This is a genomic window from Vibrio orientalis CIP 102891 = ATCC 33934 (assembly GCF_000176235.1).
GTDB lineage: Bacteria > Pseudomonadota > Gammaproteobacteria > Enterobacterales > Vibrionaceae > Vibrio > Vibrio orientalis.
On sequence record NZ_ACZV01000005.1, the window covers coordinates 968,477 to 980,894 of the forward strand.

Here is a 12,418-nt window from a genome sequence, read left to right on the forward strand (position 1 = left end):
AGTCAGAAGGATTTAGACATGGCTCAGACTCCTCAAGCCAAATATCGCAAAGACTACCAGTCTCCGTCTCATACAATTACCGATATCGACCTTACGTTTGACCTCTATGATAGCGAAACGACAGTCGTTGCTACATCAAATGTAAAGCAGCTTAAAGAGAGCACAACACTGCGTTTAGAAGGTGAAGACCTTAAGCTGAAGAGTATTCACGTAAATGGTGAAACTTGGACTGCATATGATGAGCTAGAAGGTGCATTAGAAATTCATCAGTTGCCTGCAGAGTGTGAATTGACCATCGAGACACTGATCGATCCTGAAGCAAATACAGCCCTTGAAGGTTTATATAAGTCAGGTGGGGCTTTCTGTACTCAATGTGAAGCGGAAGGTTTCCGTCGCATCACTTACTACATGGACCGCCCGGACGTATTGGCAAAATACACAACCAAAGTTATTGCTGACAAAGCGCAATACCCATTCTTATTAAGTAATGGTAACCGGATTGCTCAAGGTGATTTAGAAGGCGGTCGCCATTGGGTTCAATGGCAAGATCCGCATCCGAAACCAGCTTACTTGTTTGCGCTAGTCGCTGGTGATTTCGATGTATTACGCGATAAATTTGTCACTCAAGCTGGTCGTAATGTTGAGCTTGAAATCTTTGTTGATAAAGGCAACTTAGATCGCGCGCCGCATGCGATGACCTCACTCATCAACTCAATGAAGTGGGACGAAGAACGTTTCGGATTAGAATACGATCTTGATATCTACATGATTGTGGCTGTCGATTTCTTCAATATGGGTGCGATGGAGAACAAAGGTTTGAATATCTTTAACTCCAAGTTTGTCTTGGCTAATGAAAAAACCGCAACAGATACGGATTACCTTGGTATTGAAGCGGTAATTGGTCACGAATACTTCCATAACTGGACGGGCAACCGAGTGACTTGCCGCGACTGGTTCCAACTCAGTTTGAAAGAAGGTTTAACGGTATTCCGTGATCAAGAGTTTTCGTCAGACTTAGGCTCGAGAGCGGTAAACCGTATCAACAATGTGCGCATTATCCGTGGTCCTCAATTTGCGGAAGATGCTAGCCCAATGTCTCATCCAATTCGTCCGGATAAAGTGATTGAGATGAACAACTTCTACACGTTAACAGTGTACGAAAAAGGCAGTGAAGTGATTCGTATGATGCATACACTGTTGGGCGAAGAGGGTTTCCAAGCCGGCATGAAGCTGTACTTTGAACGCCATGACGGTACCGCCGCGACGTGTGAAGATTTTGTTGCTGCGATGGAAGATGCATCGGGTGTGGATCTGAAACAGTTCCGTCTATGGTATAGCCAGTCGGGCACACCGACAGTTAAAGTATCAAGTGATTACAACGCTGCTGAGCAAACTTACTCATTAACGGTAGAGCAGTCGACAGAGCCAACTCAAGATCAGGCTGATAAGCAGGCGTTACACATCCCGTTTGATGTAGAACTATATACTCAAAATGGTGGTGTGATTGAGTTACGCTGTAACAATGAGCCGGTTCACCACGTGCTTAATGTGACAGAGACTAAGCAAACATTTGTTTTTGAAAACGTGGCAGAGCAACCAGTACCGTCATTGCTTCGCGAGTTTTCTGCGCCAGTGAAACTTGAGTACGATTACAGTGATGAAGAGCTAATTTTCTTAATGGTTCATGCTCGCAACGAGTTTGCACGTTGGGATGCGGGTCAAATGCTTCTTGCTAAGTACATTCGCGCGAACGTTGCTAAAGTGCAAGCAGGGCAAGAGGTTGAATTGTCGGAAGCGCTTGTCGATGCGTTCCGTGGAGTTTTACTTTCAAAAGACCTCGAGCCAGCATTTATTGCAGAAGTCCTTTCATTACCGAGCTTTAATGAAGTTTCTGGTTGGTATAAACAAGTTGATGTCGATGCCGTCGTTAAAGTACTAAAATCTATCAAAGTGATTCTTGCTACGCAATTGAACGATGAACTAAGTGCGATTTACCACAGCTCTAAACAAGCAACATATTCAATTGAACATGCGGCGATCGGCCAACGCTCGCTACGTAATACAGCGCTGAGCTTCTTAGCTTATACAGAACAAGGTAACGAGCTAGCTCAGAGTCAATATGCAGATGCGAATAATATGACTGATACCATTGCGGCGATGAGTGCGGCGAACAGTGCACAACTAGAGTGCCGCGAATCGCTAATGCAAGATTACAGTGATAAGTGGAAGCATGATGGTTTGGTGATGGATAAGTGGTTTGCGTTGCAAGGTACGAACCCAGCAGAGAACGTTCTCGATGTGATTAAGCAGACGATGGAGCATGAAGCTTTCAGTCTGAAAAACCCAAACCGTACACGTAGCTTGGTTGGCTCATTCCTAAACATGAACCCTATACATTTCCACGCTAAGAGTGGTGAAGGGTATAAGTTTGCGGGTGAAATCTTACGTGAGTTAAACAGCAGCAATCCACAAGTTGCATCTCGCTTAATTGATCCTTTGTTAAAATTCCGCAAGTATGATGATCAACGTCAAGCGACGATTAAGGCAGAGCTTGAAGCGTTGAAGTCGATGGATAATCTGGCCAAAGATCTGTATGAAAAAGTGACTAAGGCGCTTGAGTCTTAACCACATGGATAAAACAGTAGCACTTTTATGTGCTACTGTTTATTTGTACAGTATTTTATTGGCGGTGATAAAAACGTTACTTATTTAACCAATTTATGAATCACTATTACTTCACTCTAAACATCTCATATCAAACTTTCTTGGCTCATTACAATGGCGTAGCGAGTAACGTTTTAGTCGTTACTGACAAGGGGTTACGCTTACAATTGCCTGCATCTCGTTTCAGGCCTTTTCTTAGTCAAATTGGGCTAAAAGGGCGCTTCAGATTAACAACTGACCAAAATAACAAGTTTATGAAGTTAGAACTTCTGTGAGCAACTGATTTTATAGAAGTTTAAATAGAACCTTAGTCACATTCTCGAACATTTCACCTCCTACCACTTCTAAAACAATTAACCATTTATCAATAAAGCTTTTACAATAAAGCGGCATTACCCGTGTTAAGCACTATGCTTACAAAAACCCTCAAAAATACATACAATTCTAATTGTGGAGTGTGATTATGACCGCGCGTGAAACATTGATGCCGGTTCTGCTTGAAAAAGTATATAAACTTATTCAAGACAAACTCGAGCTTGCTCATCAACCTTTAGTCACCCAACTTGCTCAACATCTGTTTAGCAACATCTCTCAAGACGATTTAGTCGAACGCAATGAATCTGATTTATATGGTGCTGTTGTCTCACTTTGGCATCATATTAACGAGAAAAAAGCCGACGATATTTCTGTTCGAGTTTTTAATCCAACCGTAAGCCGTCAAGGATGGCAGTCGACACACACGATCGTAGAAATCGTGGTGCCGGATGGCCCATTTTTGGTTGACTCTGTAAAGATGGCACTTAGCCGTTTGGATCTTTCATCACACTTAATGCTACATGGACCAACGCAGGTAGCTCGTACCGGTAAAGGTGAAATTACCGGTATTAATGAAGGCGAGGGCGTTCTTCAATCTCTATTCCACATTGAGGTTGATCGTCTAAGTCAAAAAGAAGAAATGGCTTCTTTGAAAGCGGAACTTCTCAGCATTCTCAACGATACCGGCCTAGTTGTTCAAGACTGGTTACTGATGGTTGAAAAACTAGAGCAAGTGACGAGTGAAGTGGAATCTCAGAAGGGTAAGATTGAGATCCAACGTGATCGTTATGACGAATCGATCGGATTTTTACGCTGGTTAGGCAAACACAATTTCACATTCATGGGCTACAAAGAATACGATCTTGTTTCCGTGGATGGTGATACAGAGCTTCGTCCAACCCCAGATAAAGGGTTAGGTCTGTTTGCCAATCGTGAACGTGTACGTACGGTTAAGCTTTCAGATTTCCCAGATTCAGCGCGCTTAGAAGCGAAAAAACCGTTTCTCCTAATCGTGACTAAAGGTAACCGAGCATCTCGTATTCATCGCCCGGCATACACTGACTACATTGGAATTAAGAAATTCGATAAGAATGGCAAGGTTATCGGTGAGCACCGATTCACTGGCCTGTACACATCAGCTGTGTACAACCAAAGCGTCGCGGGTATCCCACTTATTAGAGAAAAAGTTGAGCGTATTCTGGAAGCGAGTGGCTACCGAGAAGGTTCATACTCTTATAAAGCACTGCACAATATTTTAGAAAATTACCCACGCGACGAACTACTTCAAGCTAAAGAAGAAGAGCTATTAGAAGTCGGTATGGGCGTTGTCCAGATGCAAGATCGTGACATGCTTCGCCTGTTTGTACGTAAAGACCCGTTTGGTCGTTTCTTCAGTTGTATGGTGTATGTAACTAAAGATCGTTACAACACAGAGCTGCGTCGCCAAACACAACGAATTCTTCAGCAATACTTCGGCTGCAAGCAGGAAGTTGAATTTACAACTTACTTCTCTGAAAGCCCGCTAGCGCGTACTCATTACATCGTTCGTGTTGATAACAACAACATGGATGTCGACGTTAAAATGATTGAGCAAAATTTAATGGAAGCATCTTCTACATGGGATGATCGTTTATCAGAAGCGATCGTAGCAAACTTCGGTGAGAGTAAAGGTCTACCTTTATCAAAAGATTACCTGCGTGCGTTCCCTCGTTCATACAAAGAAGATGTGATGCCTGGATCTGCGGTAGCAGATATCGAACGCCTTGAAAATCTAAGCGATGACAATAAGCTAGGCATGTTGTTCTATCGCCCGCAAGAACTTGCCTCTGACTCTAAGGCGGTAAAACTTAAACTGTATCACCGCGACGAGCCTATCCACCTGTCTGACGTAATGCCTATGCTTGAAAACTTGGGTTTACGTGTTATCGGTGAGTCACCTTATGAAGTGCGTAAGTCGAATGGCCAAGTCTATTGGATCCTAGATTTCTCCATGCTGCATAAGAGTGACAAAACGGTCGATCTTCGTGAAGCAAGAGATCGTTTCCAGCAAGCATTTGCAGCAATCTGGGCGGGCGAACTAGAAAGTGATGGCTTTAACCGCTTGGTTCTAGGTGCATCATTAACGGGTCGTGAGATTTCAATCCTACGTGCGTACGCGCGTTATATGCGTCAAGTTGGCTTCCCATTCAGTCAACACTATATCGAAGAGACGTTGAATCATTACCCAGAACTTGCTAAAGGTTTGGTTGAACTATTTACCAAACGTTTTGAGCCGAAATTCAAAGGCAGCCAGAAAGGGCAAAATGATCTCATCGCTAAGATTACTGAGCAACTCGATCATGTAGAAAGCCTCGATGACGATCGTATCATCCGCCGTTACATGGAGATGATCACTGCAACGTTACGTACAAACTACTACCAACTTGATGACAATAAGCAGGTTAAGCCTTGGCTATCGCTTAAAATGAAGCCGAGTGATATTCCTGAAATTCCTCAGCCAGTACCGGCATTCGAGATCTTCGTCTACGCACCAGATATTGAAGGTGTGCACCTACGTGGCGGTAAAGTCGCACGCGGTGGTTTGCGCTGGTCAGATCGCCAAGAAGATTTCCGTACTGAGATTCTTGGCCTGGTTAAAGCTCAGCAAGTTAAGAACACCGTCATTGTTCCTGTTGGGGCAAAAGGTGGTTTCGTCTGTAAACGTCAACCAACGCTTAGTGGCCGTGATGAGATCTTCGCTGAAGGTCAACGTTGTTACAAACGCTTCATTCGTGCGCTTCTAGATGTATCCGATAACATTATTGATGGCGAGGTAGCGCATCCTAAGAGTGTCGTTCGTCATGATGAGGATGACCCATATTTAGTTGTTGCTGCGGACAAAGGGACTGCGACATTCTCGGATCTTGCTAACTCAGTGTCTGATGAATACAACTTCTGGTTGGGTGATGCATTTGCATCAGGTGGCTCGAACGGCTATGACCACAAAGCAATGGGTATCACTGCTAAAGGTGGTTGGGAATCGGTTAAGCGTCACTTCCGTGAAATGGGAATCAACTGTCAAACAACAGATTTTACAGCGATTGGTGTCGGTGACATGGCAGGGGACGTGTTTGGTAACGGTATGCTGTTATCTAAGCATATTCGCCTACAAGCTGCGTTTAACCATATGCATATCTTCATTGATCCGAACCCTGAGTCTGCGAGTAGCTGGGAAGAGCGTAATCGCTTGTTTAACTTACCACGCTCAAGTTGGGAAGATTACAATGCGGAGCTCATCTCTCAAGGCGGCGGAATCTTCTCTCGCCGCGCGAAGTCGATCACGTTGACTCCTGAAATTCAAAAGATGCTAGGTACTAAAAAGGCGTCGATGGCACCAAACGATCTTATTAAGATGATCTTATCTATGGAAGTCGATCTTCTATGGAATGGTGGTATCGGTACTTATGTTAAAGCATCGGCAGAGACTCATACTGATGTTGGTGACCGAGCCAATGATGTACTGCGTATCGACGGCCGCGACTTGAAAGCGAAAGTGGTCGGTGAAGGCGGTAACTTGGGGATGACTCAGTTGGGTCGTATTGAGTATGCTCTTACTGGTGGCCGCGTTAACACGGACTTTGTCGATAACGTTGGTGGTGTTGACTGTTCTGATAATGAGGTCAACATTAAGATCTTCCTAAATAGTCTAGTGACTAATGGTGATCTGACGGTTAAACAGCGTAATAAGATCCTTGAGTCGATGGAAGACGAAGTGGGTGAGATTGTTCTAGATGATGCTTACTGTCAGGCAGAATCTATCTCGGTCACAGAACAGCAAGGTGTTTCATTAGTTAAAGAGCAAATTCGCTTTATCCACACAATGGAGAAAGCGGGGCACCTTGACCGAGCACTAGAGTATATTCCTGATGATGAAACACTGCTTGAGCGTGAAAAGCAGGGAATGGCACTGACTCGTCCAGAACTTTCGGTATTGGTCGCATACGGTAAAATGGTGCTTAAAGAAGAGCTGGTTCATGAAGACATTGCAAAAGATGAATTCCATGCCCAACAACTGGTCAGCTACTTCCCAACAGAGTTACGACGTAACTATTCTGCACAAATGGATAACCATCCTCTACGTGCTGAAATCATTGCAACAGCACTTGCCAATCAAATGGTTAACGAGATGGGCTGTAATTTCGTTACTCGTCTGCAAGAAGAAACAGGTGCATGTGTGGTTGATATTGCCAACGCTTATACTGCATCTCGTGAAATCTTTGGTTTAGGCAAAGTGTTGCTAGAAGTGCGCTCGTTAGATAACGAAGCCTCGACCGAAGCTCAATACGATATGATCTTCTACGTTCGCAGAACCCTTCGTCGTTTGTCACGTTGGTTGCTGCGCAATCGTACGGGTCGTCAATCGGTGAAAGATCTGATTGAATTGTATCAAGCGGACGTCGATACAATCAAAGAACATCTCGATGATATGCTTGTACCTTCGGAAGTTGAAGAGCATAACGAGATGGCGAAAGCTTGGATTGAGCAGGGCATCAAACCTGAAGTTGCTAACTATGTCGCCCGTTTGTCTAGTTTATACTCAGTGCTGGATATATCAACAGTATCCCGTGAAAAGGGTAAAACCATTGAGCAAACAGCAAAACTTTACTACAACTTAGGTGATCGTTTATCACTTCATTGGTTCTTAAAGCAAATCAATGGGCAGGCCGTGGACAACAACTGGCAGGCACTTGCAAGAGCCGCATTCCGTGAAGATCTTGATTGGCAGCAACGTCAATTAACAGGACAAGTGCTCAACTGTGCTTGTTCACCAGAAGAGCTTGATGTGATGAAAGCGCTTGATGATTGGATTGTGACTAACGAAGTATCTCTTCATCGTTGGGAAAATATCCTTAATGAATTTAAAGTGGGTTCAGTACATGAATTCGCTAAATTCTCGGTAGCTTTACGTGAACTGATGCTGCTAAACCTTAATTGTTCAGCGAATGAGTAAACGATTGCGATAATTCATTGAATAATTCGGTAAAACAGTAAATAATACAGCCCCGTTTACACGGGGCTTTTTTCTTTCGGAGGCACAATGCTCTACCGTCTAGCCAGAACTGGCTTTTTCCAACTTGATGCCGAAAAGGCACATGATCTTGCAATTCAAAACTTCAAACGTTTTACCGGCACGCCACTTGATCTTCTTTATCGTCAACAGCTTCCTCATCGCCCAGTAGAGTGCATGGGGCTGACTTTCCGTAACCCTGTTGGCTTAGCTGCTGGTCTTGATAAAAATGGCGAATGTATCGAAGCGTTCGATGCGATGGGCTTTGGCTTTGTTGAGGTAGGCACGGTCACGCCTCGCCCTCAAGCAGGTAACGACAAACCACGTCTTTTCCGTTTAGTTGAAGCGGAAGGTATTATTAACCGTATGGGTTTCAATAACCTGGGCGTTGATAATCTCATTGAAAATGTTAAGAAAGCAAAATTCGATTGTGTTCTTGGCATTAATATCGGTAAGAACAAAGACACGCCGATCGAGAAGGGTGCTGAAGATTACCTGATCTGTATGGAAAAGGTGTATGACTACGCAGGTTATATCGCAGTTAATATTTCTTCGCCAAACACACCAGGACTTCGTTCACTACAGTATGGTGAAGCGTTAGACGAACTCCTTGCTGAGTTGAAAGCTAAGCAATCTGAATTGGCTGAAAAATTTGGCAAGTATGTGCCTCTAGCATTAAAGATCGCACCGGATCTAACTGATGACGAAATCAAGCAGATTTGTGAATCTCTGATCAAAAACAAAATCGATGCGGTAATCGCAACAAACACTACACTAGACCGTAGCATTGTTGAAGGAATGAAGCATAGTAATGAAGCTGGTGGCTTAAGTGGTCGTCCGGTTCAATCACGCAGTACAGAAGTTGTTCGCCGTTTACACGAAGAGCTAAAAGACCAGATTCCAGTGATTGGGGTAGGTGGTGTTGACTCTTATGTGGCAGCCAAGGAGAAAATGATGGCAGGTGCTCAATTGGTGCAAGTTTACTCAGGCTTCATTTACCATGGGCCAGCGTTAGTACGAGATATCGTTAAGAATCTGTAGATTACATCGCTATGTCATTAAAGCTAGAGTGACAATGTCACTTTAAGCTAGTGACAAAAAAGCTGACGTGAAACGAGAGGAAATGCATAGTCATTTCCTCTTTTTTTTTGCGCAAGAGGGAATAGAATTTCAATATTATTTGGAAGGTAATTAAGCGTTTTACCTAATAATGTAAAAACTAACCAGAGATGGAACGATGCTTAAACCTAGTGACAAATGGACCTGGTATTACGAAGACTCAGAAGGGCACCTTATGCTCGATCTGGGCAACGAAATGCTATTTAAAACAAATCTTCCTCGTAAACTGATTGTCGATTGTGCAATTGGTATAAACGAATTCTCTGTGGATGATGCGTCTGCCTATCAAGGTTACAAAGAGCAAATCGCTCACCTTGATTTAAGTGAACCAAGACAAGCAGAACTCGCTTTGTATTGTGTCGCCGCAAAACGTTTCCACAAACCAGTCCAGCCAAAAAGTTGGTTCTTTGATTCAGTGACTGATGGTTCAATCAGCCCTGAAGAAGGTGATTTGATTCGTCTATCAAACAGCCACAACGAAGGTTATTTCATTGTTCTAGAAGTGGGAGAGAGTGCAAGCTTATGTGCCTCGGTCTGCTTAGAAGAGTTTGCACTGAGCGGCTCTAAAAGTCTTAAGTTCGGTGAAGCGATTAAAGTCATGCATGACCGTATGGCGATCGTAAATCACTTTTTCGCCGTTCAGCCCATCAGAATGGTGAGCTAAAACCCATTATCGTTCCTTTTGTTTCATTTCCCGCCAGCTATCTAGCTGGCTTTTTTTTGCCTTAATTTCCTCGAATACAACAAGTTAATACAGTTTCAGTCGTGCTTCACTTGTGAGATTGGTTCGATTTTTGAGCAAATAACATTCTAATAATTACCACGCTAGTACATTTCTTCTCCTTTAAAAAGGCGATAAGTTCCCCGTTTAGGCTCTTTTTGAAACTTAATTACACGATTTATGCTTACTGGTATAGACCAATTTTGGTGCGAATAAGTATTCACTTCTCTTTTAGCCCTTATTAGTTGGTGGGAAGAGACCTCCACAAGCGAGGCTGTATGTAATTGCATTACCTAAAGTCAAATTGGCTAATGAGTATTCAATTAAGGATTAAACGTGAGGAAAATCGCTATTCGGCTAACGATAGTTGTTGATGTCAGGTATAATGGGGGGTCATTTTCTACAGAATAAAAAGATCACTATGCATCAATATCTTGCGGTTACTTCCAATGGCCTCGAAAACCTTCTGGTTGAGGAGCTTACAAAGCTGGGCATTTCTAATGCTAAACCTGTGCAAGCGGGCGTGCGCTTTAAAGCTTCTAATGAACAGATTTATCGTTGTTGTTTGTGGAGCCGTCTGGCATCGCGTTTTGTTCGTGTGTTATCGGAGTTCACTTGTAACGACGACATGGACTTATACTTGGCGACCTCTTCAGTTAATTGGGTCAACCAATTCCATAGTTCTAAAAAGTTTGTTGTTGATTTCAATGGTACTAACCGTGAAATCAGAAACAGCCAATATGGTGCGATGAAGGTTAAAGATGCAGTAGTGGATTGCTTTGAGAAGAAAAGCTTACCAAGACCGTCGATCAGCAAAGATCTTGCAGATCTTCGCATTCATGTCCGCTTGCATCGTGATAAAGCTATCTTAGGTGTTGATATGGTCGGCGGTGGTCTCCATCAACGCGGTTATCGTCCTGCTTCAGGTAAAGCTCCTCTGCGTGAGACACTAGCTGCGGCTATTATTCTACGTAGTGGTTGGACAGCAGATAAGCCATTGCTCGACCCTATGTGTGGTTCAGGTACTCTGCTGATTGAAGCTGCAATGATGGCGGCTAACATGGCTCCTGGCGTTAAGCGTGAAAAGTGGGGCTTTGAATCATTAGAAGATTTCGAACCTGAGCTTTGGGCTGAGGTAAAATCTGAGGCATCAGTTCAAGCCCGACGTGGCGTCAATAAAATTGACACTAAATTCTACGGCTTTGACAACGATGCGCGCGTAATTCAAACCGCTCGTGATAATGCTCGACGCGCTGGAGTCGATTCACTGATTGAATTCAAAGAAGGTGATGCAGCTCAAGTAACACGTCCAGCAGGCTTCGAAGAGGGTGTTATCGTATCAAACCCACCATACGGTGAACGTCTTGGAACGCATCCTGGCTTAATTGCGCTCTATACAGCATTTGGTGCGCAGCTAAAAGCTCAGTTCGGCGGTTGCCAGGCTTCTATCTTCTCAAGCTCAGACGAGTTATTAAGTTGTCTACGTATGCGCGCAGACAAACAATTCAAACTAAACAACGGCGCGTTGCCTTGTCAGCAGAAAAACTATTCAATCAGTGCGCGTCAGTCTGAAAATAAAGGTGACAATGTCACTGAGCAGGCGATTGCTCCTGACTTTTCAAACCGCCTAAAGAAAAACATTGGTAAGATCGGTAAATGGGCGCGCAAAGAGCAGCTCGACTGCTACCGTATCTACGATGCTGATTTGCCTGATTACAACGTTGCGATTGACGTTTATCTGGATCAACTTGTGATTCAAGAGTATGCAGCACCAAAAGACATCCCTGAAGAAACTGCGAAACGTCGCCTGACGGACATTATCCGTGCGTCGATACAAGTTACGGGCATAGAAGCGAACAAAGTCGTTCTTAAAGTGAGAGAGAAGCAGAAAGGCCGCTCTCAATACCAAAAGCTCTCTCAGGAATCTGAAAAGCTAGAAGTTAACGAATATGGCGTTAAGCTTATTGTTAATCTGCACGACTACCTTGATACCGGTTTGTTCTTAGACCATAAAATCACTCGACGTAAGTTAGGTGAAATGGCGGCAGGTAAAGACTTCTTAAACCTTTTCGCTTATACAGGCTCTGCAACCGTTCACGCAGCCTGTGGTGGCGCAAAGTCGACCACAACTGTCGATATGTCTAACACCTACTTGGAGTGGGCGAAAGACAATATGAAGTTGAACGGCCAAGTCGGTCGTCAGCATCGTTTTGAGCAAGCTGACTGTTTACAATGGCTTGAGAAGTCATCGGCACAATTCGATTTGATTTTCATCGATCCGCCAACGTTCTCAAACTCTAAACGTATGGAACAAAGTTTTGATGTTCAGCGCGATCATATCCAGTTGATGAAAAACTTAAAACGCCTGCTTCGTCCTGAAGGTACGATCGTATTCTCAAACAACAAGCGTCATTTTAAGATGGACTTGGAGTCATTGCAGGAACTAGGACTAGCGGCTAAGAACATCTCTAGTCAGACATTGCCGCTCGACTTTTCGCGTAATAAACACATTCACAACTGTTGGGTACTCACACACAAGGACTAGTTAAGTA

At 43.7% G+C, this 12,418-nt stretch carries 6 protein-coding genes; all 6 read left to right on the plus strand.

Annotation, left to right across the window (positions count from 1 at the left end; genetic code table 11):
* Window positions 1-18 precede the first annotated feature (18 nt).
* The 6 genes from pepN (at window position 19) to rlmKL (ending at window position 12,411) form a co-directional block, all read left to right on the plus strand.
* On the plus strand, window positions 19-2,625 hold the full coding sequence (pepN, locus tag VIA_RS15230) for an aminopeptidase N (RefSeq protein ID WP_004414015.1): 2,607 nt from the start codon (window positions 19-21) through the stop codon (window positions 2,623-2,625).
* A 95-nt stretch (window positions 2,626-2,720) separates the two neighbouring features.
* A complete protein-coding gene (locus VIA_RS21935) occupies window positions 2,721-2,939 on the plus strand; it encodes a DUF2835 domain-containing protein (protein ID WP_004416925.1) in 219 nt (72 codons plus the stop codon).
* Window positions 2,940-3,127: 188 nt separating this feature from the next.
* Entirely contained in the window at window positions 3,128-7,969 is a 4,842-nt protein-coding gene (locus VIA_RS15235; RefSeq protein ID WP_004414017.1) for an NAD-glutamate dehydrogenase, read from the plus strand.
* Window positions 7,970-8,056: 87 nt separating this feature from the next.
* The gene (gene pyrD / locus VIA_RS15240) at window positions 8,057-9,067 is read left to right on the plus strand and encodes a quinone-dependent dihydroorotate dehydrogenase (RefSeq protein ID WP_004414019.1); all 1,011 of its coding nucleotides are present in this window, start codon (window positions 8,057-8,059) and stop codon (window positions 9,065-9,067) included.
* Window positions 9,068-9,263: 196 nt separating this feature from the next.
* On the plus strand, window positions 9,264-9,809 hold the full coding sequence (locus VIA_RS15245) for a cell division protein ZapC (RefSeq protein ID WP_004416922.1): 546 nt from the start codon (window positions 9,264-9,266) through the stop codon (window positions 9,807-9,809).
* A gap of 478 nt (window positions 9,810-10,287) precedes the next feature.
* Window positions 10,288-12,411 carry a bifunctional 23S rRNA (guanine(2069)-N(7))-methyltransferase RlmK/23S rRNA (guanine(2445)-N(2))-methyltransferase RlmL gene (gene rlmKL / locus VIA_RS15250; RefSeq protein WP_004414022.1) on the plus strand — a complete coding sequence of 708 codons (2,124 nt, stop codon included), beginning with the start codon at window positions 10,288-10,290 and terminating at the stop codon, window positions 12,409-12,411.
* Window positions 12,412-12,418: the final 7 nt, after the last annotated feature.